General features: G+C 68.0%; 20 protein-coding genes. 13 read left to right on the top strand and 7 right to left on the bottom strand.

Annotated elements, in window-relative coordinates; all coding sequences use genetic code 11:
• Positions 1-48: 48 nt before the first annotated feature.
• From ccoG to fnr, 7 genes are all read left to right on the top strand, one after another.
• The gene (gene ccoG / locus KGQ91_RS06535) at positions 49-1,446 is read left to right on the top strand and encodes a cytochrome c oxidase accessory protein CcoG (RefSeq protein WP_224420590.1); all 1,398 of its coding nucleotides are present in this window, start codon (positions 49-51) and stop codon (positions 1,444-1,446) included.
• A 2-nt stretch (positions 1,447-1,448) separates the two neighbouring features.
• Complete coding sequence (locus tag KGQ91_RS06530; RefSeq protein ID WP_224420589.1) at positions 1,449-1,958, top strand: FixH family protein; 510 nt, start codon at positions 1,449-1,451, stop codon at positions 1,956-1,958.
• Entirely contained in the window at positions 1,955-4,399 is a 2,445-nt protein-coding gene (locus tag KGQ91_RS06525) for a heavy metal translocating P-type ATPase (RefSeq protein ID WP_224420588.1), read from the top strand. The genes KGQ91_RS06530 and KGQ91_RS06525 overlap by 4 nt, the downstream gene beginning before the upstream one ends.
• Positions 4,396-4,641: a cbb3-type cytochrome oxidase assembly protein CcoS gene (ccoS, locus tag KGQ91_RS06520; RefSeq protein ID WP_224420587.1), complete on the top strand. Its 246-nt coding sequence runs from the start codon at positions 4,396-4,398 to the stop codon at positions 4,639-4,641. The genes KGQ91_RS06525 and ccoS overlap by 4 nt, the downstream gene beginning before the upstream one ends.
• A complete protein-coding gene (locus tag KGQ91_RS06515; RefSeq protein ID WP_224421392.1) occupies positions 4,641-5,360 on the top strand; it encodes a sulfite exporter TauE/SafE family protein in 720 nt (239 codons plus the stop codon). Before ccoS ends, KGQ91_RS06515 begins: the two co-directional genes overlap by 1 nt.
• 69 nt (positions 5,361-5,429) lie before the next feature.
• Positions 5,430-6,839: an oxygen-independent coproporphyrinogen III oxidase gene (hemN, locus tag KGQ91_RS06510; protein WP_224420586.1), complete on the top strand. Its 1,410-nt coding sequence runs from the start codon at positions 5,430-5,432 to the stop codon at positions 6,837-6,839.
• An 88-nt stretch (positions 6,840-6,927) separates the two neighbouring features.
• Positions 6,928-7,671 (top strand): fumarate/nitrate reduction transcriptional regulator Fnr, encoded by a 744-nt coding sequence (fnr, locus tag KGQ91_RS06505; protein ID WP_318010254.1) that lies wholly within the window; start codon positions 6,928-6,930, stop codon positions 7,669-7,671.
• A gap of 26 nt (positions 7,672-7,697) precedes the next feature.
• Here the strand turns inward: fnr and ttcA are convergent, their stop codons facing one another.
• The 4 genes from ttcA to KGQ91_RS06485 form a co-directional block, all read right to left on the bottom strand.
• The gene (ttcA, locus tag KGQ91_RS06500) at positions 7,698-8,552 is read right to left on the bottom strand and encodes a tRNA 2-thiocytidine(32) synthetase TtcA (protein ID WP_224420585.1); all 855 of its coding nucleotides are present in this window, start codon (positions 8,550-8,552) and stop codon (positions 7,698-7,700) included.
• Between the two features lie 82 nt (positions 8,553-8,634).
• Positions 8,635-8,856: a hypothetical protein gene (locus KGQ91_RS06495; protein ID WP_224420584.1), complete on the bottom strand. Its 222-nt coding sequence runs from the start codon at positions 8,854-8,856 to the stop codon at positions 8,635-8,637.
• 40 nt (positions 8,857-8,896) lie between these two features.
• Positions 8,897-9,514, bottom strand: coding sequence for a 3'-5' exonuclease (locus KGQ91_RS06490; RefSeq protein ID WP_224421390.1), 618 nt, complete (start codon positions 9,512-9,514; stop codon positions 8,897-8,899).
• Positions 9,514-11,328 carry a DUF294 nucleotidyltransferase-like domain-containing protein gene (locus KGQ91_RS06485; RefSeq protein ID WP_224421389.1) on the bottom strand — a complete coding sequence of 605 codons (1,815 nt, stop codon included), beginning with the start codon at positions 11,326-11,328 and terminating at the stop codon, positions 9,514-9,516. Before KGQ91_RS06485 ends, KGQ91_RS06490 begins: the two co-directional genes overlap by 1 nt.
• 752 nt (positions 11,329-12,080) lie before the next feature.
• Here KGQ91_RS06485 and KGQ91_RS06480 point away from each other — a divergent pair.
• The 5 genes from KGQ91_RS06480 (at position 12,081) to KGQ91_RS06460 (ending at position 20,141) form a co-directional block, all read left to right on the top strand.
• The gene (locus KGQ91_RS06480) at positions 12,081-12,341 is read left to right on the top strand and encodes a DUF4212 domain-containing protein (RefSeq protein ID WP_163648244.1); all 261 of its coding nucleotides are present in this window, start codon (positions 12,081-12,083) and stop codon (positions 12,339-12,341) included.
• A 6-nt stretch (positions 12,342-12,347) separates the two neighbouring features.
• Positions 12,348-14,129, top strand: coding sequence for a sodium:solute symporter family protein (locus KGQ91_RS06475; protein ID WP_224420583.1), 1,782 nt, complete (start codon positions 12,348-12,350; stop codon positions 14,127-14,129).
• A gap of 97 nt (positions 14,130-14,226) precedes the next feature.
• The gene (locus KGQ91_RS06470) at positions 14,227-14,742 is read left to right on the top strand and encodes a hypothetical protein (RefSeq protein WP_224420582.1); all 516 of its coding nucleotides are present in this window, start codon (positions 14,227-14,229) and stop codon (positions 14,740-14,742) included.
• Between the two features lie 96 nt (positions 14,743-14,838).
• Positions 14,839-18,792 (top strand): hybrid sensor histidine kinase/response regulator, encoded by a 3,954-nt coding sequence (locus KGQ91_RS06465; protein ID WP_224420581.1) that lies wholly within the window; start codon positions 14,839-14,841, stop codon positions 18,790-18,792.
• Positions 18,793-18,866: 74 nt separating this feature from the next.
• Positions 18,867-20,141 (top strand): Nramp family divalent metal transporter, encoded by a 1,275-nt coding sequence (locus KGQ91_RS06460; RefSeq protein WP_224420580.1) that lies wholly within the window; start codon positions 18,867-18,869, stop codon positions 20,139-20,141.
• An 84-nt stretch (positions 20,142-20,225) separates the two neighbouring features.
• Here KGQ91_RS06460 and KGQ91_RS06455 read toward each other — a convergent pair whose 3' ends face one another.
• The 3 genes from KGQ91_RS06455 to KGQ91_RS06445 all read right to left on the bottom strand — a co-directional run bounded on the left by KGQ91_RS06455 (position 20,226) and on the right by KGQ91_RS06445 (position 23,844).
• A complete protein-coding gene (locus KGQ91_RS06455; protein WP_163648239.1) occupies positions 20,226-20,888 on the bottom strand; it encodes a LuxR C-terminal-related transcriptional regulator in 663 nt (220 codons plus the stop codon).
• Between the two features lie 274 nt (positions 20,889-21,162).
• Complete coding sequence (gene acs, locus KGQ91_RS06450) at positions 21,163-23,115, bottom strand: acetate--CoA ligase (RefSeq protein ID WP_224420579.1); 1,953 nt, start codon at positions 23,113-23,115, stop codon at positions 21,163-21,165.
• Between the two features lie 180 nt (positions 23,116-23,295).
• Entirely contained in the window at positions 23,296-23,844 is a 549-nt protein-coding gene (locus KGQ91_RS06445) for a SprT family zinc-dependent metalloprotease (RefSeq protein ID WP_224420578.1), read from the bottom strand.
• 67 nt (positions 23,845-23,911) lie between these two features.
• Here KGQ91_RS06445 and KGQ91_RS06440 point away from each other — a divergent pair, with 67 nt between their 5' ends.
• The gene (locus tag KGQ91_RS06440; protein ID WP_224420577.1) at positions 23,912-24,559 is read left to right on the top strand and encodes a YecA/YgfB family protein; all 648 of its coding nucleotides are present in this window, start codon (positions 23,912-23,914) and stop codon (positions 24,557-24,559) included.
• Positions 24,560-24,568: the final 9 nt, after the last annotated feature.

Here is a 24,568-nt window from a genome sequence, read left to right as displayed (position 1 = left end):
GAACGGCCGGGACAGCCCGGCCGATGCCTCCAGAGTCGAGGGGGTTTCATGACCGACCGGATACCGCTCCACGACACCACGACCCGCGTCTCGCTCTACGCCAAGCGCGAGCCGATTCACGTGCGGGCCGTCAAGGGCCGCTTCCAGCGGCTGCGGCGCACTCTCGACTGGCTGCTGCTGGCGCTCTACGCGGGCCTGCCCTGGCTGACCTGGGACGACCGCCAGGCGGTGTGGTTCGACATCCCCGCGCGCCAGTTTCACGTCTTCGCCACTACCTTCTACCCTCAGGACGCCACCCTGCTCGCCTGGCTGCTGATCCTCGGTGCCTTCGGCCTGTTCCTGATCACGGTGATCGCCGGACGGGTGTGGTGCGGCTATGCCTGTCCGCAGAGCGTCTGGACCTGGCTGTTCATCTGGGTCGAGCAACGCCTGGAAGGCTCCCGCCATCGCCGCATCCGCCAGAGCGCCGGCCCACTGGACGCCGCCGCCCGCGGGCGCAAGCTTGCCAAGCACGCCATCTGGCTGCTCATCGCCCTGGCCACCGGGGTGACCTTCGTCGGCTACTTCACGCCGATCCACACCCTGATCGCGGACCTCGCCGGCGCCGACGTCGGCGGCTGGGCGCTGTTCTGGATCGGGTTCTTCACGCTGTTCACCTACCTCAACGCCGGCTGGCTGCGCGAGCAGGTCTGCCTCTACATGTGCCCCTACGCCCGCTTCCAGTCGGTGATGTTCGACAAGGACACGCTGATCGTCTCCTACGACGCCGCCCGGGGCGAGCCGCGCACGGTCGGCCGACGCCGCGCCTTGGCCGCGGACGCGACGCCGGGCGACTGCATCGACTGCCAGCGCTGCGTGCAGGTCTGCCCCACCGGCATCGACATCCGCGACGGCCTGCAGTACGCCTGCCTGGGTTGCGCGGCCTGTATCGATGCCTGCGACGAGGTCATGGATCGCACGGGCCGACCCCGTGGGCTGATCCGCTACACCACCGAGCACGCCCTCGAGGGACGCCCCACACGCTGGCTTCGCCCGCGCCTGATCGGCTACCTGGCGGCGCTGCTGGCCATGGTGGCGCTGCTGGCCTGGCAGCTGACCGCCCGGGTGCCGCTCGACGCCGACCTCGAGCGCGACCGCCACCAGCTCTACGACGTCACCGCCGGGGGCGGCATCCGCAATGCCTACACGCTCCGGGTACGCAACATGGACACCCAGGCCCATCGCTACCGGCTCGCCCTGCGCGGCATCGACGGCCTGCGCCTGAGCGACACCCGGCACCTCACGCTCGCCCCCGGCGCCAGCCGCAGCCTGGCGCTGTCGATCGTCGCCCCCGCCGCCGTACTGGGCGCCCCCAGCCAGGCGTTCAGCCTCGCGATCACCGCCGTCGATGCCCCCCACATCAGCCTGACCAAGGAAGCCCGCTTCCTGGGACCGGCAAGGAGATGACCATGCACCCCCCGGTACGCCCCTGGTACAAGGAATTCTGGCCCTGGTTCCTGCTCGGCATCCTGGCCATGGCGGTGATCATGGGCACCACCACCCTGGTGATGTCGATCACCAGCTTCGACGGCATGGTGGTGGACAACTATTACAAGAAGGGCCTGGCCATCAACCGGGTGCTGGAGCAGGACAAGACGGCACGTGAGCTGGGCCAGCGCGCTCGGCTGCGCATCGACGACGTCACCGGCGACGTCACCGTGACCCTCGAGGGCGACGCCCGTCCCGAGCGCCTGCGCCTCGCCCTGCTGTTCCCCACCCAGGGCGGGCGTGACCGGCACATCACGCTGCACCGGCTGCGCGGCGGGCACTACAGCGGGCAGCTGCCCAGCGCGCTGCGCTATCGCTGGTACGTGCAGCTGCACCCGGACGTGGCCGAGCCCGCCTGGCGGCTCACCGGCGAGATCCGCCTGCCCCAGACCCGGGCGCAGTGGCTGGCCCCCCACGCGGAGGCGCCATGACCAGGGCGGCGGCCACGCCCTGCTTTCACTGCGGCGCGCCGGTCCCGGCCGGGGCCCCCTGGCGGGTCCACGTCGACGACACCCCGCGGCCCCTGTGCTGCCCCGGCTGCGAGGCCGTCGCCCGGGCCATCGTCGCCGGCGGCCTGGATGGCTACTACCGCTTTCGCACCCGGCTGCCCGAGCGCCCCGACACCGGCCGCCGCGCCCGGCCGGAGACCTGGCGGGTCTTCGACGACCCCGAGCTGCAGGCCGATTTCCTGCACCCGCTCGACGCCGAACGGGCGGCCGTCACCCTGGCGGTGGAGGGCATCACCTGCGCGGCCTGCGCCTGGCTGATCGAGCACCGCCTCAACGCCCTCGACGGCGTGACGCGCAGCGCGGTCAACCTCAGTCACCATCGTCTGTACCTGGAGTGGGATCGCCGCCACCTGGCGCTGTCGCGGATCCTCGCCGAGCTCGCGTCGATCGGCTACCCGGCCCAGCCCTACGTGCCCGACGCAGCCCAGCAGCACCAGCAGCACGAGGAGCGCCGGGCAGCGCGCCGCCTGATCGTCGCCGCCATCGCCATGATGCAGGTGATGATGTTCTCGATCCCGCATTACATCGCCGGCGACGGCGGCATGAGTGCCCACTTCCAGGCCCTCTTCAACGCCCTGTCGCTGGCCCTGGCCACCCTGGTGGTGGGCTACTGCGCCCGGCCCTTCCTGCGCGGCGCCTGGCGCGACCTGCGCAGTCGTCACCTGGGCATGGACGTGCCGGTCACGCTGGCCATTCTGGGGGCCTATCTGGCCAGCGCTTACGGCGTCGCCACCGGCGGGCCGGTCTACTTCGACTCGGTGACCATGTTCACCGCGCTGCTGCTGGGCAGCCGCTATCTCGAGATGCGCGCCCGTCATCGCCACGGCCGCAGCGGCAATGCCCTGGCCGGGGTGCTGCCGCGCAGCGCGCTGCGCCTCGATGCCGCCGGCCGTGAGCAGGTCGTGCCCGCCACACGGCTCGTGGCCGGTGATCGCATTCGCGTGCTCCCCGGCGAGGGCGTGCCGGTCGATGGCGTGATTCTCGACGGCGCCTCGAGCCTCGACGAGGCCCTGCTGACCGGCGAGTCGCAGCCCGTGCCCCGCGGCCCTGGCGAGGCCGTCACCGGCGGCAGCCTCAACCTCGACGCCGCCCTGACCGTGCGCGTCACCCACGCCGCCCGCACCTCGCGGGCCACCGAGATCCTCGCCCTCACCGACCGCGCGTTCAGCGAACGCCCGCGCCTGCTGGACACCGCCGCCCGGCTGGCGCACCGCTTCGTCATCGGCGTGCTGCTGATCGCGCTGGGCGTGGCCCTGGCCTGGCTGGCGATCGACCCCTCGCGGGCGCTGTGGGTGACGATCTCGGTGCTGGTGGTCACCTGCCCCTGCGCCCTGGCGCTGGCCATGCCCGCCGCCCTGTCCGCCTGCCACGGCCGGCTGCGTCGACGGGGGGTGCTGCTCACCCGCGCCGATGCCATCGAGCACCTGGCCGACGCCACCCGGGTCATCTTCGACAAGACCGGCACCCTGACCCGGGGGCGCCCGCGGCTCGCCGAGACGCACCCTCTCGCCGCGGGGCTCGACGCCGCCCGGGCCCGGGCGCTGGCTGCCGCGCTTGAGGCCCACTCCGAACACCCCATCGCCCACGCCTTCGCCCCCTATCGCGTTCCCGGCATCACGGCGTGCAATGTCACTCGCCAGGCAATGGGCAGCCTGAGCGGCGAGGTGGCGGGCCGTGCCCTGCGGCTGGGGCGTGCCGATGCCGTCATGAGCGCCCCGCCCGCGCCGCCGCCCGGCGACGGCCAATGGCTGCTGCTGGCCGAGGCGACGACCCCGCTGGCCTGGTTCCGGCTCGATGACACCCTGCGCGACGGCGCCGAGCAGGCCGTCGCCGCGCTCCGGGAGGCCGGGCTTGCCGTGGAACTGCTCTCCGGCGACGATACCCCCGCCGTGGCCGCCCTGGCCCGCCGGCTGAGCGTGACCGACTGGCAGGCCCGGGCCACCCCGGAGGCCAAGCTGGCCCATGTGCAGGCCCTGCAGGCCACCGGCGAGCGAGTGATCATGGTCGGCGACGGCATCAACGATGCCCCGGTGCTCGCCGCCGCCGATGTCTCGCTGGCGATGAACGAGGCCACCGACCTCGCCCGCACCCGCGCCGATGGCGTGCTGCTCGCCCCGCGGCTGGGGCGGCTGGCCGAGGCCGTGACGCTGGCGCGCCGGACCCGGCGCCTGATCCGCCAGAACCTCGCCTGGGCGCTGGGCTACAATCTCTGCGCGCTGCCGCTGGCCGCCACCGGCCTGGTGCCCCCCTGGGCAGCTGCGCTGGGCATGGCGGGCAGTTCGCTGGTGGTGGTGGGCAATGCCCTGCGCCTCGGCCGCGGCGTCCCCACTCCGCTCTCCGATCCCGAGGAGGCCGCATCATGAGCATCCTGTATCTGCTGATTCCGCTGTCGCTGCTGCTGCTGGGGCTGGCCGTGTGGGCGTTCTTCTGGGCGGTACGCTCGGGTCAGTTCGATGACCTGGAGGGCCCCGCGCATCGCATCCTGTTCGACGATGACGAAGGCGACCTGCCGGGTACCCGCCAGCGCCGCCGCGACGGCACGTCCGATCCGGCCACGGAGGATGACGAAGCCCGCCGGGAGCCGCGCCAGGACCCGCCAGCATGATGCCCCCGGCCACCCCCGACCTGCCGCCGCTCGCCGCCGCCTTCGTGGTGGGACTGCTCGGTGGTGCCCACTGCATCGGCATGTGCGGCGGCATCATGAGTGCACTGAGCTTCGCCGTGCCGCCCAGCCTGCGCAGCCCGCTGCGCCTGGGCGGACTGCTGCTCGGCTACAATCTGGGGCGCATCGCCAGCTACATGCTCGCCGGGGCGCTGGTCGCCACGCTGGGCGGCTGGATCGGTGACGGCGTTCCCCGGGCCCGCTTCGTGCTGCAGGGTCTGGCCATCGTGCTGCTGGTGCTGATGGCTCTCTACCTGGCCGGCTGGTGGCGCGGGCTGACCCGCCTGGAAGCCGGCGGGCGCCATCTGTGGCGGCACCTGGAGCCCATCGGCCGACGCCTGATGCCGGTGGTGCACGTGCCCCGGGCCGTGGCGCTGGGCGCGATCTGGGGCTGGCTGCCCTGCGGGCTGGTCTACTCGATGCTGGCCTGGAGCCTGGCCGCCGGCGGCGGCTGGCACGGCGCGCTGCTGATGGGGGCCTTCGGGCTGGGCACCCTGCCGGCGCTGCTGGTCACCGGCGCCGCCGCCCATCGGCTGACCCGGCTGGTCCGCCACCCGCTGGGACGAACCCTGGCTGCCCTGCTGATGCTGGGCTTCGCAGCATGGCAGCTGTGGGGGCTGATCGCTGCCGTCACGGCGGGCCACCATGCGTCCCCCGCTTGACACAGGTCAGGCGATCGCCGGGGGCGGCGGCGTAGCATGGCGTTGTCGTTTCCGGTTCGAGAGTCCGTCATGTCCGCCATCGCCGTCGATCCCCCCGTTGCCACCGCACCCGACACCCGGGAAGCCGAGCTGATTCGCCGTTATGCGCACACGGGGCCGCGCTACACGTCCTATCCGACCGCGCTGGACTTTTCGCCGTCGTTCGGCGCCGAGGATTACACTGCGGCCCTGAAACGCAGCAATGCCGCGCGGCGGCCGCTGTCGCTCTACGTCCACATCCCGTTCTGCCGCAAGATCTGCTTCTACTGCGCCTGCAACAAGATCGCCACCAAGGACACGTCGCTGAGCGTAGGCTACCTCAGCCGCCTGGACCGCGAGATGGTGCTGACCTCGCGCCACCTCGATACCGGCCGCGAGGTGCGCCAGCTGCACTGGGGCGGCGGCACGCCGACCTTCCTGACCCTGGACCAGATGAGCGATCTGATCGACCGCCTGCATGCCCGGTTCGGCCTATCCAGCGCGTCCGACCGTGACTATGCCATCGAGATCGACCCGCGCGAGGCCAATGTCCTCACCCTGCGCCATCTGCAGGCGCTGGGCTTCAATCGCATCAGTCTCGGCGTGCAGGACCTGGATCCCGAGGTGCAGCGCGCCATCAACCGCGTGCAGCCCCGTCAGCTGACCGAAAGTCTGGTCGAGGAGGCGCACCGGCTGGGCTTCCGCTCGCTCAATCTCGACCTGATCCTGGGCCTGCCGCACCAGACCCGTGCCACCTTCGCCGAGACACTGGATCAGGTCATCGCCATGGCCCCGGCGCGACTGTCGATTTTCAACTACGCCCACCTGCCGGAGCGCTTCAAGCCCCAGCGGCGCATCGACGCCGGTGCCCTGCCGCCCCCCGAGGAGAAACTGGCCATGCTCATGGACACCCGGGAGCGGCTGGATGCGGCCGGCTACGTGCATATCGGCCTGGACCATTTCGCCCGTCCCGACGACAGCCTCGCCGTCGCCCAGCGCGAGGGGCGGCTGCATCGCAACTTCCAGGGCTATACCACCCACGGCGACTGCGATCTGGTGGGGCTGGGTGTCTCGGCGATCAGCCAGCTCGACGACTGCTACGCCCAGAATCCCACGCGACTCGCCGACTACGAGGCCGCACTCGATGACGGGCGCCTGGCCACGCAGCGCGGTCTGCGCCTGACCTTCGACGACCGCCTGCGACAATTTGTCATCCTGCGCCTGATGTGCGATCTCAGCCTCGATCTCGATGCGGTCAGCGAGCACTTCCAGGTCGACGCTCCGACCTATCTGGCCGACGCACTGACAAGGCTCGAAACCGCCGAGCACGACGGGCTGATAAGGCGACACGGCAACTTCCTGGAGGTGACGGAACTGGGCCGGCTACTGCTCCGTCACCTGGCGATGGCCTTCGATACCCGCTTGGCGACCAACCGCAATCACTACTCCCGCATCCTCTGAAGAGCAAACTTTCATGGATATGTCATCGCCTTATTCCTCATATAGCAGCTACCATGGTGGGAGTGCCTCGATAGATCGGGAGACCGTCATGGCAAGTTCTGCCCTCCACATGCGCCGGCCGCGACTTCAGGAAGCGCGCTGCCAGACCTGCAGCCTGAGTTCTCTGTGCCTGCCTCTGGCGCTGGGCACCCAGGAGATGGATAGCTTCGATGCGATCATCCAGCGCCGCGCCCCGCTCAAGAAGGGCGAGGCGTTGCTGCGCCAGGGGGACCCCTTCACCAGCGTCTTCGCGGTACGCTCTGGGAGCCTCAAGCAGATTACCAGCGAAGGGGACGGCGAGGACCAGCTCACCAACTTCTACCTGCCCAGCGAGCTCGTGGGACTCGACGGCATCGACGAGAAGCACTATCCCGGCAGCATCATCGCCCTGGAGACCACCACGGTCTGCGAGATCCCCTTCGACCGTCTCGACCAGCTTTCCGAGGCCTTGCCCGAATTGCGCAACCAGCTCTATCGCAACATGAGCAAGGAACTCCGCGATGACCGGCGCATGCTACGCCTACTCTCGCGCAAGACCGCCGACGAGCGCCTGGCGAGCTTTCTAGTCAATCTGTCGACACGGTTCCGGCGGCGCGGCTATTCCCCCTACAGTTTCCGCCTGTCGATGGCGCGCGCCGATATCGGCAACTACCTGGGCCTGGCCGTGGAAACCGTCAGCCGCATCATCGGCCGTTTCCAGCAGCACAAGCTGGTGGATGTGCAGGGCCGCGAGGTGCATATCCTCGACCTCGACGCCCTGGAAGCCCTGGCGGAAGGCGACCACGAGCACTGATCCGGCGCGCATCGCGCGCCGGCGGTTCAGGCCTCCCGGGCCAGCAGGTCCAGCGCGTCGATGCGTGAGGCGTTCAGTCGCTGCTGCTTCGCCTCGAGCCCCGCGAAGTCGAACAGTTCGCGATCGGCCAGCTGCGACGGCGCGACGTTGGTCACCGCCTTGAACATCGTCTCCAGCCGGCCGGGGTGCTTCTTCTCCCACTCGGCCAGCATCTCCTTGACCACCTGACGCTGCAGATTGGGCTGCGAACCGCATAGATTGCAGGGGATGATCGGGAATTCCATCAGTCGCGCGAACTCGGCGATGTCCGCTTCGCGGCAGTAGGCGAGCGGGCGGATGACGATGTTCTTGCCGTCGTCGGAGAGCAGCTTGGGCGGCATCGCCTTGAGGCTGCCGCCGTAGAACATGTTGAGGAACAGCGTCTCGAGGATATCCTCGCGATGGTGGCCCAGCGCCACCTTGGTCGCACCGATCTCTTCGGCGAAGCCGTACAGCGAACCGCGCCGCAGCCGCGAGCACAGGGCACAGGTGGTCTTGCCCTCCGGCGTCTTCTCCTTGACCACCGAATAGGTATCACGCTCGAGGATGTGGTAGTCGACGCCGATACCGTCGAGGTATTCCGGCAGAACATGCTCGGGAAAGCCGGGCTGCTTCTGGTCCAGATTGACCGCCACCAGCGAGAAGTTCACCGGCGCATTGCGCTGCAGGTTGCGCAGGATTTCCAGCATGGTGTAGGAATCCTTGCCGCCCGACAGGCAGACCATCACCTTGTCGCCCTCGCCGATCATGTTGTAATCGATGATGGCGTTGCCGACCTGGCGACGCAGGCGTTTCTGCAGCTTGTTGAACTCGCGTTTCTGGGTACCAGTAAGTGCTTGCATGGGAAAGGCGACACGCGGGGAAATGGAAGGCGCGCCTATGCTACCACCCCCTCCGGTGAGTTGCGACGCCCACGACCCGGCGTCACAGCCCCTGCAGCACCATCAGATAGCGCAACGCCACGCCGAGCGACAGCAGCAGCACCCCCGCCCGTTGCAGGTGAGTTTCCTGGCGGGTCAGTACCAGCCGGCGTTCCCAGAACAGCACCACGCTGCGCAGCTCGTGGGTGCGACGGGCGTACCTCGCGCACACGAACAGCACCAGACCCAGCCCCGCGAACAGACACAGATTCTGCAACTCCAGCACGCGACTTCTACTCCTTGTTGTTGAATGGTCGCCGGCTGCGTCAGACCGCCTCGCAGGCCCCCTGCTTCAGGCGGACATACATCAGTGCGGTGGTCACCGCATCCCCCAGCGCGGTATGGCGCTGCATCAGCGGCACCTTGAGCGACCGCGCGACGCTCTCGAACGCCATGTGCGGCTCGACCTGCGGCTGGGTGCGCCGCATCCGGCGACGGTATTCCTGGGCCAGGTCGACGGTGGCGTTGGGCAGGTCGAAGCCGAGGCGCGGTCGCAGGTGGTGGTTGATCACCGCGATGTCGAAGTCCACACACCAGCCCAGCAGCGGCCGATTGCCGATGAAGTCGAGCAGCGCCTCCAGCGCCTCGTCCACCGGCAGGCCGTCGTTGAGATCCACGCCGCGCAGTCCGTGAATCTTGATCGAATCGGCACCGAGACTCGCCGGGCGCTGCAGGCGCAGATCCAGCGCCCCGCTGGTCAGGACCCGGTCGCCCTTGATGCAGACGGCCGCCAGCGACACCAGCTCGGCGGTGCGCGGATCCAGCCCGGTGGTCTCGCAGTCGATGGCCACCAGCTCGTCGCCGGTGTACGGGTTGAACAGCCAGCCGTAACGCCCGTTGATCTGACGACGGCGGTCGGCCGCCCGGCGCAGGGATCGCAGCATCACGAATACTCCAGATGAAAGCGGTACGACAGGCGCTGCTTGAATTCCTTGACCAGGTGCAGCGCCTCGCGCAGCAGGTCGCGCTCCAGCGTCGACAGCCGCTGGACCACCACCAGGTTGGCGTCGCCCTCGGGCTTGCCGGTGTCCTCGAGCCGGGCCAGCTGCTGGTTGAGGCGCAGTTCGGCGAACAGCGAGAGTGCCTCGCCGAGATCCGCGGCGAACTCGGCCTCCAGACGGCCGTCGGCCACCAGGGCATCGAGCCGCGCCAGCGTGGAGGTGGGCCGGATGCGCCGCTCGAGCGCCAGGGTTCGTACCCCGTGGACGATCGGGAAGATCCCGCCCTTCTTGATGTCGATGCCGTGCGTCGGCCGCTTGAGCGAGCCGAACAGCGTCAGCGGCGTGGAGAAGCTCAGCACCGGACGAGCGAAGTGCGACAGCAGCAGCTCGTCGTGGGAACAGCGCGCGAACAGCGCCTCGCGCAGCGACTCGAGCAGGGCCGGGTTGCCGGCCACGGCATGCGCGTCGAGCAGGATGGCCAGGTTCATCAGCGCCTCGCCGTCGCGTCGCTCGGCCCAGCGGTCGATGCGCTGCCGCCAGCCGCCGAGGCTGTCCACCCACTGCGGGTTGCTGACCATGATGTTGCCCGGGCAACGCGGATAGCCCAGCGTCAGCAGCCGCTCGATGAAGCGGTCCATCTGCTCGGCCCGCCCCGGCCAGTCGGCGCCGTCGGCGAGGATCAGGCCATTGTCCTGATCGGTCTTGAGAATCTGTTCGCCACGCCCCTCGCTGCCCATCACCATCAGGCAGCTGTCCTGATGGTGCTCGGCCGGCACCGTCAGGTCGAAGGCCTTGCTGATGATTCGTCCGTTGAGCGCCGCCAGCAGCTCCATGGCGAAGCGCAGCTTGACACCCTGGGCCATGAGCGCCTTGACCAGCCCCGGCAGGCGCGCGCTGGCACGGGCCAGGGCATCGAGGTCCTCGGCCTGCTCCAGCTCCAGGCTGACCGTGTAGGAGCGGCTCGAGAAGAAGCTCAGCACGTCGGTCAGCTCGACCACCCCCACCGGCTGCTCGCCCTCCACCACCACGACCCGCTCCACCTCATGGCGGGTCATGGCGATCAGCGCCTGGAAGAGGTAGTCGTCGGGGCGCACGGTGATCAGCGGGAAGTGGGCGATGCCCAGCACGGGCGTGGCACGATCGAGCGACTGGCCGATCAGCCCATCGAGCAGGTCGGTCTTGGTCAGCATGCCGTACCGCCCGTCCGCCGCCACCAGCAGGCTGTCGGCACCGATCTCGCGCAGCCGCAAGGCGGCCTCGGCGATACTGGCATCGGCGTCGATCAGGCGCGGCTCGCGCATGCACTCGGCGACCCGCGCCAGCATGAAGCCGGCCATGGTGATGCCGCCCGCCGTGCGTCGCTCGGTGAGCAGGCGGCTCTTGTCGGTCAGGCTCTGGCGGAAGTAGTCGGCGAAGACCGGGTACTCCCGGCACAGCGTCTCGAACAGCGAGCGCGGCAGCAGATAGCACAGGCTCTCCTGCTCGGCGATGAAGCGATAGCGGCTCTGGCCGTTGAGGATGCTGATCGCGCCGAACAGGTCGCCGGCGGTGTAATGCCCGATGCGTTCGGTGGTCGCCGTGTCCAGCTCGGCGACTTCCCCCTTGTGGATGAGGAAGACGTGCTCACCCGTCTGCCCGGCATCGAGGATGATCTCGTCGGTGTCATAGTAGGCCAGGTCCACGCCGCGACGGACACGTTGCCGCCCTGCCTCGTCGAGCAGCGAGAACGGTGCCTGCGAGAGATCGATGTCGACCATCATGTCGCCCTCGTCGTGACAGCCTCGCCTGCCCGGCAACCCCGGACAGACGAGCCCTTGAATCAATTACCCTGGCCTTCATCGATACCGGAACTGCCTCGACAGGCTTCCGACACAGCGAGGCCTCGGAAGGGCGAGCGGGGAATGCCGGCGTCACCGCCACCCGGGTCTCGACAGGGCCGCCGAAAGGTCATGTCGTGTTCGGAGTGACTCGAGACATCCACGACAACAAAACTAGAATACCAGCTTAACGTCTTTCAAATGAACATAGACCAATGTTCTAGCAGCGCTTTCCCTTAGACTATTTGCCTATCCCGAAACGGCTATACCATCGTTCTATGCCCAGCCCCCTTTCAAAGACCCACCGCTGAAAACGACACCCAACCATTTGATAAAAAACAGGAAATTGAAAACGTTTTTTCACCCTTTCATTTTATAATACCAAAGTATGGGATTTTATTTTTTCCGACTGTTGACCACTATTGCCTACGCAACCGGACACCGCGACCCTTTCCGAGTTCCATGAAAAACACAGGTTTCATGACAGCGGAAAACGCTTCCCGTCGCGACAATAAACAAGACCGCCAGGGAGACCTTTTCTTGGCATGAATCGTCACTATTCTGACGCTCCATTGCCATCCAATGGTCGAGAGCAAATGGCATGACGAGCAAGGAGAGCCAGGTTCCCCGCCGGGCCTGAATTCCCCTCGAGGCCATATCTTCCTAATTACAAGCACGCGGAGAGCACCACCATGGCAGAAGAAAAAAGCAACGCGGAGGCCTACTGGAAGGCCAACCTTCGCCTGATCACCGGCTGCCTGATCGTCTGGGCACTGGTGTCCTACGGCTTCGCCATCCTGCTGCGCCCCATGCTGGCCGGCATCCCTGTCGGCGGCACCGACCTGGGCTTCTGGTTCGCCCAGCAGGGTTCCATCCTGACGTTCATTGGCCTGATCTTCTTCTACGCCTGGAAGATGAACCGGCTGGACAAGCAATACGGACTCGGGGAGTAAGCCAGCATGAGTCAGTTCGCGATCAACGTTCTCTTCGTCGGCGCTTCCTTTGCCCTCTACATCGGCATCGCCATCTGGGCCAAGGCCGGGTCGACCAAGGACTTCTACGTCGCCGGGGGCGGTGTGCACCCGGTCACCAACGGCATGGCGATCGGCGCCGACTGGATGTCGGCGGCCTCGTTCATCTCCATGGCCGGCCTCATCGCCGCCGGCGGCTACGCCAACTCCACCTTCCTGATGGGCTGGACGGGCGGCTACGTGCTGCTGGCCATGCTGCTGGCCCCCTACCTGCGCAAGTTCGGCAAGTTCACGGTGCCGGAATTCATCGGTGACCGCTTCTACAGCCGCACGGCGCGCATGGTGGCGGTGGTCTGCCTGATCGTGGCCTCGGTGACCTACGTCATCGGCCAGATGGCCGGTGCCGGCGTGGCCTTCTCGCGCTTCCTGGAAGTCGACGCGACCACCGGTCTGATCATCGCCGCCATCGTGGTGTTCTTCTATTCGGTGCTGGGCGGCATGAAGGGCATCACCTACACCCAGGTGGCCCAGTACATCGTGTTGATCATCGCCTACACCATTCCGGCGGTGTTCATCTCGCTGCAACTGACCGACAACCCGATACCGGCACTGGGTCTGTTCTCCGACCACACCGCCTCCGGCGAGCCGCTGCTGTCCAAGCTCAACGAGGTGGTCACCGCGCTGGGCTTCAACTCCTACACGGGCATGGTCGACAACAAGCTCAACATGGTGCTGTTCACCCTGTCGCTGATGATCGGTACCGCCGGCCTGCCCCACGTCATCATGCGCTTCTTCACCGTGCCCAAGGTGGCCGACGCGCGCTGGTCCGCCGGCTGGGCGCTGGTGTTCATCGGCCTGCTCTACCTGACCGCGCCGGCCGTGGCCTCCATGGCACGCCTGAACCTGATGACCACCATCTACCCGGACATGGCCGGCCAGGTCGAGAACTACGACGCCGCAGCCGCCGACTCCATCGCCTACGCGGATCGCCCCAACTGGATCCGCACCTGGGAGGAGACCGGGCTGATCACCTTCGAGGACAAGAACAACGACGGCAAGATCCAGTTCTACAACCCGTCCGCCGACTTCTCCGATCGCGGCTGGAAGGGCAACGAGCTGACCGTCAACAACGACATCCTGGTGCTGGCCAACCCGGAAATCGCCAACCTGCCCGGCTGGGTGATCGGCCTGATCGCCGCGGGCGGCCTGGCGGCGGCGCTGTCCACCGCCGCCGGCCTGCTGCTGGCGATCTCCTCGGCGATCAGTCACGACCTGATCAAGGGGGCCCTCAATCCGCATATCACCGAGAAGGGGGAACTGCTGGCGGCGCGCATCTCGATGTCGGTGGCCATCGTCGTCGCGACCTATCTGGGTGCCAACCCGCCGGGGTTCGCCGCCCAGGTCGTGGCCCTGGCCTTCGGCATCGCCGCCGCCTCGCTGTTCCCGGTGCTGATGATGGGGATCTTCTCCAAGCGGGTGAACAACAAGGGCGCCATCGCCGGGATGCTCTCCGGCCTGCTCTTCACTCTGGTGTACATCTTCGTCTACAAGGGCTGGTTCTTCATTCCGGGCACCAACAACCTGGCGGATACCCCGGCCAACTGGGTGCTGGGCATCTCGCCGCTGTCGATCGGTGCCGTGGGCGCGATCATCAACTTCGCCGTGGCCTACATCGTCTCCAACGCGAGCGAGCAACCGCCACAGGAGATCCAGGACCTGGTGGAAAGCGTGCGCTATCCCAAGGGTGCTGGTGGTGCCGTCGACCACTGAGCCATAATGGCCTTCGGCCCGGCTGGCCCGGGCCGCGGGATCACACTTCATCGGGCTTCCTGCGGGAAGCCCGTTTGCGTCTTGACAAGGGAACGACATGCTTTGGCAACTGATCGCGGCGATCTTCGCCGGTCTCGGCGCCGCGGGGATCGGCCTGATCCTGCGACAACTCAGCGGCAAGCGCCTGCCGCGCTGGATCGTGCCGGCGCTGGGCGGGCTGGGGATGCTCGCCTACCAGATCCACTACGAATACACCTGGTTCGACAACAAGCAGGCCCGACTGCCGGCATCCGCACAGGTGGTCTCGAAGCAGAAGGAGCGGATGTTCTGGCGCCCCTGGACCTACATCGCCCCCCTGACCACCGGCTTCGACGTCATCGACCGCGACAATCTCGTCACCCGGCATGCAGACGGCGAGCGCCTCGTCGAGTTCATTCTCTACCACTTCGAGCGCCAGCCTGCCGACCAGGTCTCGCACCATGGCTACCTGCTCAACTGCGACGCCCGGGACCTGGTGCCGCTGGCCGACAAGACACAGCAGCCGCAGACGCAGTCGATGCGTCACCTCGAGACCTCGGCACCGCTCTACCGGGCCCTCTGCGCCGGCAGCTGAGGCGCTTCTCCACGCATACCGCGAACCCGGCACGGCCATGACTGCCCTCGTGCCGGGCATTCCCCTAGAATGGCGGCAAACCAAGGGGGAGTGTCCATGTTTGCTGGCTGGCTGCTGATCGCCGTCTCGCTGTGTTACATCGCCATCCTGTTCCTGATCGCATGGCGTGGCGACCGGCACGCCCGTCGCCACGGCCCGGCCAGCCGCCGCCCGGTGATCTACAGCCTGGCGCTGGCCATCTACTGCACCTCGTGGACCTACTACGGCGCCGTGGGCCAGGCCGCCACCTCCGGCTGGTCGTTCGCCAGCATCTTCATCGGCCCGCTGCTGACCTTCGGGCTGTTCTGGCCGGTGCTGGCCAAGATGATCCGCATCGCCAAGCGCCAGAACGTCACCTCGATCGCCGACTTCATCGCCTCGCGCTACGGCAAGACCCAGTCGCTGGCGGCTTTCGCCAGCCTGGTGGCGCTGATCGGCACGCTGCCCTACATCGCCCTGCAGCTGAAGGCGGTGTCGTCGGCCTTCACGGTGCTCACCGCGTCCACCGACGTCACCCGCGCGCCGCTGTTCGCCGACACGGGCTTCTATGTCGCCATGGTGATGGCGCTGTTCGCGATCCTCTTCGGCACCCGCCACACCGACGCCACCGAGCACCACGAGGGGCTGATCCACGCCATCGCCTTCGAGTCGGTGGTCAAGCTGGGCGCCTTCCTGGCGCTGGGCGCCTACGTCACCTGGGGGGTGTTCGACGGTCTCGGCGACGTGCTCGGCCGCGCCGATCACTACCTGCAGCTGGAACGCCAGCTCACCGAGCAGGACTTCGGCCAGAGCTTCTGGGCCCAGACCCTGCTGGCGATGCTGGCGGTCTTCTGCCTGCCCCGCCAGTTTCACGTCACCGTGGTCGAGAACACCCACCGCGACGACGCCGCCCGGGCCCGCTGGCTGTTCCCGCTCTACCTGGTGGCCTTCGGCTTCTTCGTGCTGCCGCTGGCCGCCGCCGGCCTCACCCTGTTCCCGGACGGCAGCATCGAGCCGGACACCTTCGTGCTGGCCCTGCCGATCGCCCTGGACAACGACTGGCTGACCCTGTTCACCTTCATCGGCGGCTTCTCGGCGGCCACCGGCATGGTGATCGTCGCCACCGTGGCGGTGTCGATCATGATCTCCAACGAGATCGTCATCCCGCTGCTGTTCCGGCTGCGCTGGTTCGACACCAAGGCCCGCGACTACGGCCGACTGGTGCTGCGCGCCCGCCGGGTGACCATCGTGGTGATCCTGGCACTGGCCTACGTCTTCTATCAGCTGATCGCCGAGTTCAGCTCGCTGGCCTCCACCGGCATGCTCTCCTTCGCCGCCGCCGCCCAGTTCGCCCCGGCGCTGATCGGCGGGCTGTACTGGAAGCGCGGCAACCGCCTGGGCGTGATCGTGGGCATGAACCTGGGCTTCGCCATCTGGGCCTACACCCTGCTGCTGCCGGCGCTGATGAAGGCCGGCGTGGTGCCCGGCGAGTGGCTGGCCGGCGGCCCCTTCGGCATCGACTGGCTGTCCCCCGCGCAGCTGTTCGGGCTGAGCGTGGGCAGCCCCTTCACCCACGGCGTGATGCTGTCGCTGGGCGCCAACCTGATCGGCTACATCTTCGTCTCCCAGGTCACCCCGCAGCGGGTGGTCGAGCGCATCCAGGCCTCGCTGTTCGTCGACAGCGTCGAGACCCGCCAGACCTCGGTCAACCGGCCTTGGACCGGCGCCACCACGGTGGGCGATCTCAAGGTGCTGTGCGAGCGCTTCCTGAGTGCCGACCAGGTCGAGCGCGCCTTCGACGACTTCGCGCGACGCAACGGCAAGACCCTGGACTACAACGCCCGCGCCTCGATCGACGTCATCCAGTTCACCGAGCGCTTCCTGGCCTCGGTGCTGGGCGCCTCCTCGGCGCGCATCGTCGTCAACTCGGCGCTGCAGGGGCGCGGCATCGGCATCTCGGACGTGATCTCGATCGTCGACGAGGCCTCCCAGGTGCTCGAGTTCAACCGCGCCCTGCTGCAGGCGACCATCGAGAACATCAACCAGGGCATCAGCGTGGTCGACCAGAACCTGCGCCTGGTGGTATGGAACCAGCGCTACCTGGAGCTGTTCCGCTTCCCCGATCATCTGATCCGGGTCGGCGCGCCCTTCGACAAGGTGCTGCGCTACAACGCCCACAACGGCGAGTACGGTCCCGGCGATCCCGAGGAGCACGTCGAGCTGCTGATGGACAACATCCGCCAGGGCCATCCGCACCGCTACGTGCGCTACCGCCAGGACGGCACCGTGCTCGAGGTCCAGGGCAACCCGATGCCCGGCGGCGGCTTCGTCTACACCTACCAGGACATCACCCAGCAGAAGCGCACCGAGGAAGCGCTGATCCGCTCCGAGAACAACATCCGCATCTACACCGACAACGTGCCGGCGCTGATCGCCTACTTCGACAAGGAGTGCCGCTACCTCTTCACCAACCGCGCCTACGAACAGGTCTTCCACGTCGACCGCAACGAGGTGATCGGCAAGCGCGTGGAGAACGTCATGTCGGCGACCGTGGCCCGCGAGCGGGCACCGTGGATGCGCCGTGCGCTGGACGGCGAACGGGTCAGCTTCGAGATCTCCCTGGACGACGGCGACGGCGGCGTCCGCTACATGCTGGTCACCTACACGCCGCACTTCGGCGACAGCGGCGCGATCCTCGGCTTCTTCGCCCTCTATCAGGACATCACCGAGCGCCGGCTGGCCGAGATCGCCCTGAAGGAGACCAACGAGAACCTCGAGGAACGCGTGCGCGAGCGCACCCAGGCGCTGTCGGAGGCCAACGCCGCCCTGCGCCAGGAGAACCGCGTGCGCGCCGAGGCCGAGCAGGCCCTGCGCCAGGCCAAGCAGGTCGCCGAGGACGCCAACGCCTCGAAGACCCGCTTCCTCGCCGCGGCAAGCCACGACCTGCTGCAGCCGCTCAATGCCGCACGCCTGTTCACCTCGGCGCTCTCCCAGGAGTCGCTCGACGACGACCACCGGCGCACCATCGGGCATATCGACAACTCGCTGCAGGCCGCCGAGGAACTGCTCGGCACCCTGCTCGACATCTCCAAGCTCGACGCCGGCGCCCTGACGCCGCGGCGCAGCCAGTTCGCCCTGGCCGACATCTTCCGTCCGCTGCGTGCCGAGTTCGAGGTGATGGCCGAGGAGCGCGGGCTCGACCTGGACGTGGTGCCCACCACCTGCTGGGTGGACAGCGACGCCCAGATGCTGCGACGCATCGTGCAGAACTTCCTCTCCAACGCCCTGCGCTACACCCAGCAGGGCCGCGTGCTGCTGGGCTGCCGGCGTCACGGCCGGCGGCTGTCGATCGAGGTCTGGGACACCGGCCCGGGCATCCCCGCCGCCAAGCAGGCGGAGATCTTCCAGGAGTTCCGCCGCCTCGACCAGGCCTCGCGCCACAAGGAGAGCGAGAAGGGGCTGGGGCTGGGGCTGTCGATCGCCGACCGCATGAGCCGCGTGCTCGACCATCCGATCCGGGTGCGCTCCTGGGAGGGCGTGGGTACCGTCTTTTCCGTCGACGTGCCGGTGGTCGAGGCCGGGGAGGCGGCCAGCGCATCGACCGAGCCCGCCGCGCGGCGCGCCGGCAACAAGCTCGAGGGCACGCGGATCGTCTGCATCGACAACGAGACGCTGATCCTCGAGGGCATGAAGGCGATGCTCACCGGCTGGGGCTGCGAGGTGTTCACGGCCACCTCGATCGGCGGGGCCAAGTCGATCCTGCGCCATCTCGACGCCGACCCGGACGCGATCCTCGCCGACTACCATCTCGACAACGAGGTCACCGGGCTGATGGCGCTGGAAGCCCTGCTCGAGCGCTGCCAGGGGCCGGTGCCCGGCATCGTGATCACCGCCGACCGCACCGAGGAGGTCGCCGAGGCGATCAAGCGCGGCGGCTACCAGCTGCTGCTCAAGCCGGTGCGCCCGGCGGCGCTGCGCGCGCTGCTGACGCGCACCCTGCAGGCCAATCGCGCCGCCCGACAGACGCCCTGACGGCCATCGGTCCGATTGGGCAGGGCGCGAGACCCCGGTTACCCTGAAGACTCACGGTCAACCGGGGCGGCGGCATGGGTACCACGCTTTCCGACGACAGCCTGCGCGCCAGGGCGCGTCGCGCACTGGCCGGCCGGCCCCGGGGCTGGACGGTCTTCTTCGGCCCGGCGCTGATCGCCGCGGTCGCCTACATCGACCCCGGCAACTTCGCCACCAACATCGAGGCCGGCTCGCGCTACGGCTATGCGCTGCTGTGGGTGGTGCTCGCCGCCAACCTGATGGCGATGCTGATCCAGTCACTGTCGGCACGCCTGGGGCTGGCGACGGGCAGGAATCTTCCCGAGATGATCCGCGAGCGCTACCCGCGCCCGCTGGTCTGGTTCTACTGGATCCAGGCGGAGATCGTCGCCATCGCCACCGACCTGGCCGAGTTCCTGGGCGCGGCGCTGGCCTTCCACCTGCTCTTCGGCCTGACCCTGCTCGAGGGCGCCCTGCTCACCGGTGTCATCACCTACCTGACGCTGCTGCTCTACCGCTACGGCTTCCGCCTCATGGAGCTGATCATCGGCGCCATGATCCTGGCCGTGGCCAGCGGCTTCCTGCTGGAGATGCTGCTCGGCCGGCCGGCGCCGCGCCCCTTCCTCGAGGGCCTGCTGATTCCCGGCTTCCCCGACGGCTATGCCCTCTACCTGGCGGCCGGCATCCTCGGCGCCACGGTGATGCCCCACGTCATCTACCTGCACTCGGCGCTGCTGCAGCGGCGCATCCCGGCCGACGACGACGACCAGCGCCGTCGCCTGATGCGCTATTCCCGGCTCGATGTCATCGTCGGCATGGCCATCGCCGGGCTGATCAACCTGAGCATCCTGGCGCTGGCCGCGGCGGCCTTTCATGCCCAGGGGCGCACCGGCGTCGCCACCATCCGCGACAGCTACCAGCTGCTGGCCCCGATGCTCGGCCGGGAGCTGGCCAGCCACCTGTTCGGCGCCGCCCTGCTGCTGGCCGGCCTCTCCTCGTCGGTGGTCGGCACCCTCTCCGGCCAGGTGATCATGCAGGGGTTCGTGCGCTTCACCATCCCGCTGTGGCTGCGGCGCGTTGTCACCATGGCCCCGGCGATCGCGGTGATCCTGCTCGGCATCTCGGAGCAGCGCGCCCTGGTGGCCAGCCAGGTGATCCTGAGCTTCGGCATCCCCTTCGCGCTGATTCCGCTGCTGACCTTCACCGCCGACCGCCGGCTGATGGGCAACCTGGTCAACTCGCGGGCGATCACCCTGATCGGTGGCCTGGTCTGTGCGCTGATCATTGCCCTGAACGGCTATGTACTGGTCTTTTCCCTGCTGCCGCACTGACACGACGCCGTCACCCCCGGGCCACAAACGACGACGCCGCCCCGGAGGGCGGCGTGCGCAGGACGACGAACCGATGGCGAGGCGTCAGGACTCGACCTTGGGCGGCTCCACCTCGAGCTTCTGGGCGGCGATCACCGCCTGGGTGCGCGAGTGGACCCCCAGCTTGCGGAGGATGGCCGTGACGTGCGCCTTGATGGTCGCCTCGCTGACGTTGAGCTCGAAGGCGATCTGCTTGTTGAGCAGCCCCTCGGTGAGCATGTTGAGCACCCGGAACTGCTGCGGGGTCAGCGACGCGATCGCCTCGGCGAAGCGGGTGTCCTCCTCGTCGGACTCGCCGATCGCCTTGGCGAGGTCTTCGGGCAGCCAGATCTCGCCGTCGAGGATCTCGCCGACCGCCTCGGCGATGACCGTCAGCGAGGCCGACTTGGGAATGAAGCCCGAGGCGCCGTAATCGATGGCGCGCCGCACCACATGCGGCTCGTCGCTGCCGGAGATCACCGCCACGGGGATTTCCGGGGTCTGACCACGCAGCTGGATCAGTCCCGAAAAGCCATGCGCGCCCGGCATGTGCAGATCGAGCAGGATCAGGTCGGCATCGGGATGCCGCGTCACCACCTCGGTGGTCGCCGCCATGGTATCGGATTCGACAATCTCGGCCTGCGGGGCAACCTGTCGCAACGCCTGGGTCAGGGCTGCTCGGAACAGCGGGTGATCATCGGCGACGATGAATTTCTGGGCAAAGGCCATTGAGTCTCCTCCGGATCCTCCTGCAGCGAGCTGCCGCGCCGGCGGGTCGACCCCAACGGCGCCAGGCTTGTCGCCTTTTCGTGTCTGGCATGTTACCCCATGCCCATGCCGTTTCCCAAGCGCCGTCATCCCCTGAGTCAAATACCGTTGATACCAAGAAAAAACCGGCCCTGCGGGCCGGCATAAAACGCCGGGGGTGGCGTGCGGCTGGCGTGCGCTCCCGCCCGCCGAGACAGGCGGACGGACGGGAAGAACACCACCACCGGCGGGACGATCAGCCCCGGTTGACGCGATTGTCGATCAGGTCCTCCACCACGCTGGGATCGGCCAGCGTGCTGGTATCGCCCAGCCCCTCGGTCTCGTTGGCGGCGATCTTGCGCAGGATGCGGCGCATGATCTTGCCCGAGCGGGTCTTGGGCAGGCTCGGCGCCCACTGGATCACGTCCGGGGAGGCGATGGGCCCGATGTCCTTGCGCACCCACTGGGTGAGCTCCTTCTTGAGCGCGTCGCTGGGCTCGTACTCGTCGCCCAGGGTGACGTAGATGTAGATGCCCTGCCCCTTGATGTCATGCGGGTAACCCACCACCGCGGCCTCGGCCACCGCCTCGTGGGCGACCAGCGACGACTCGATCTCGGCGGTGCCCATGCGGTGACCGGAGACGTTGATGACGTCGTCGACGCGGCCGGTGATCCAGTAGTAGCCGTCCTCGTCGCGACGGCAGCCGTCCCCGGTGAAGTACATGCCCTTGTAGGTGGAGAAGTAGGTCTGGATGAAGCGATCGTGGTTCTTCCAGATCGAGCGCGCCTGCCCCGGCCAGGAGTCGAGGATCACCAGGTTGCCCTCGGTCGCGCCCTCGAGGATGTTGCCCTCGCTGTCGACCAGCGCCGGCAGCACGCCGAAGAACGGGCGGGTGGCGGAACCGGGCTTGAGATCGATGGCGCCGGGCAGCGGCGCGATCATGATGCCGCCGGTCTCGGTCTGCCACCAGGTGTCGACGATCGGGCATTTCGAGTTGCCGATCACCCGGTAGAACCATTCCCAGGCCTCGGGGTTGATGGGCTCGCCCACCGAGCCCAGCACCCGCAGGCTGTCGCGCTTGCTGGAATCCATGACGTCGTCGCCGTGGGCCATCAGGGCCCGGATGGCGGTGGGCGAGGTGTAGAGGATCGCCACGTTGTGCTTGTCGATCACCTCGCCGAGGCGGCCGTGACTCGGATAGCTGGGCACGCCCTCGAACATCAGCGTGGTCGCGCCGTTGGCCAGCGGCCCGTAGACGATGTAGCTGTGGCCGGTCACCCAGCCGACGTCGGCGCTGCACCAGTAGACCTCGCCGTCCTTGTAGTCGAAGACGTACTGATGGGTCATCGCCGCGTGCAGCAGGTAGCCGCCGGAGGTGTGCTTGAGGCCCTTGGGCGTGCCGGTGGAACCGGAGGTATAGAGGATGAACAGCGGATCCTCGGCGTTCATGGTCTCGGCCGGGCAGGTCTCGGCCTGGCCGTCGACGGTCTCGTGGTACCAGACGTCGCGGCCGTCGTGCCAGTCGATGTCGCCGCCGGTACGCTTGACCACCAGCACGTTGTCGACCACGTCGGTGCCGTCACGGGTCAGGGCGGCGTCGACGTTGTCCTTGAGCGGTACCCGCTTGCCGCCGCGCACCGACTCGTCGGCGGTGATGACCAGCCTGGACTGGGCGTCGATCACCCGCTGGGCCAGCGCATCCGGCGAGAAGCCGCCGAACACCACCGAGTGGATGGCGCCGATCCGCGCACAGGCCAGCATCGCCATGGCCGCCTCGGGAATCATCGGCATGTAGAGGGTGACGGTATCCCCCTTCTTGACGCCGAGCTCCTTGAAGGCATTGGCCAGCTGGCAGGTCCGGGCGTGCAGCTCGCGATAGGTGTAGGTCTTGCTCTCGCCGGGGTCGTCGCCCTCCCAGATGATCGCCGGCTGATCGCCCCGCGAGGCCAGGTGGCGGTCCAGGCAGTTGGCGCTGACGTTGAGCTCGCCGTCCTCGAACCAGCGGATGTCCACGCTGTGGGTGTCGAAGACGGTATGCTTGATCTTGGTCGGGGCCGTGATCCAGTCGAGCCGCTTGGCCTGCTCCGCCCAGAAGCCTTCCGGGTCGTCGACCGACTGCTGGTACATCGACAGATACTTTTCCTTGTCCGCCCAGGCATTGGCGGCGAAGGCTTCGCTCACCGGATGGACGCGCTGCTGTTCGGTCATGTCGACCCCCTGTCCTGGAAACTGCGATGGTCGTGATCCGGACCCTGGCGGCCACGTGGCCGGCGACCCGAGATCGGCGAATAAAACGGTTCTTTCAGCATATACCCACAGCAGGCAGGGCTCCCAATTAGACATTGGTAGCAGCAATTTTCATTGCCATTTCAGAAACTTACCTGCCACTTAAACGCTCGCCTCCGCGACCGGCCGCAACCACTGTCGACAGTGTCGACAATAATAGCGCTGACCGGCGGCGATCCGGGCATGGCGTCGCGCCCCGAGATGGTGCTCGCGACAGTCGCAAGTGTAGCGGTAGGGCGCCGGACTGGCCCGGCGGGTATCGAAGCCGTGGGTGACGCGCGGCGCGAGGCCGTAGAGGTCGCGCATCACCGTGCGCCACTCGTGGCCGTGGGGGCGCACCCGGTGGCCCTCGTCCAGGTGACGCACCAGCCAGTGCGCCATCTCGTGGGGGATGATCTCGACGAAGAACGCCCGGCGATTCTCGGCGAGCAGCACCCGGTTGAGCCGCAGCCCGCCACGGCCGAAATGCGCCTGGCCGGCACTCTGGCCGCGCAGATCGAACCACAGCGCCGGGCGCGGCAGGCCGGGGTAGACCTCCCGGGCCAGCCGCCAGGCGGCCTCGACGCGTTCGGCGGCGGCCGCCTCGAGGGCCGCATGCGACAGCGAATCGAGCCAGGCGGCATCGGGAGCGGGGAGCGTCGGACGGGACATGGGATGCTAGAATGCCGTCCACGCCCGCGCGCGTCCAGCACGCCGCCCGACTGGAGGAAACGACCCGATGCCCGAAGCGCTGCCGCCCACCCCCCTGCTCGACGACGATGAACTGGACCTGCTCGATGACTTCCTCGATTCCGAGCGCGCCGGCGAGGATGCCCTCGATGTCATCGGCGCCCACGGCTTCCTGGTCGCCCTGGCCGTGGCCCCGCGCGAGGTTCCGGCGACCCGCTGGGTCGGCGAGCTGTTCCACGGCGAGCCCGCCTTCGCCGATGCCGCGGAGCGCGACACCCTCCTCGGCCTGCTCGAGCGCCTGCGCGACAACGCCATGGCCGCCCTCGAGCGCGGCCAGCTGCCGGAGCTGCCCTTCGAGCTGACCCTCGACGGCATCGCCCCGGAGGAGACGCCCATCGGCGACTGGTGTGCCGGCTTCATGGAAGGCGTGTTCCTCGACGAGAGCGCCTGGTTCGAGGGCGACGAGGAAGCCGCGGCCACCCTGCTGCTGCCGTTCATGGCGCTGTCCGGGCTGTTCGATGACGAGCCCGACATGGCCGACTTCGCCGGCCGCCCGGCCGACGCCGAACGCCTGGTGGCCCAGCTGCCCGAGCTGGTGCTCGACCTCTACCTGCACTACCGCGTGCCGCCCGAGACGCCCAAGCCCAAGCCGCGCCCCAAGAAGCCCGCCGGGCGTGGCGGCAAGCGGCGCCGCTGAGTCCTGCCT

Origin of the sequence: Modicisalibacter tunisiensis, from assembly GCF_020148005.1 — a bacterium.
Taxonomy (GTDB): Bacteria; Pseudomonadota; Gammaproteobacteria; order Pseudomonadales; family Halomonadaceae; genus Modicisalibacter; species Modicisalibacter tunisiensis.
The sequence above is the reverse complement of the archived record's forward strand: the minus strand, read 5'-3'. Positions and strand labels throughout refer to the sequence as shown.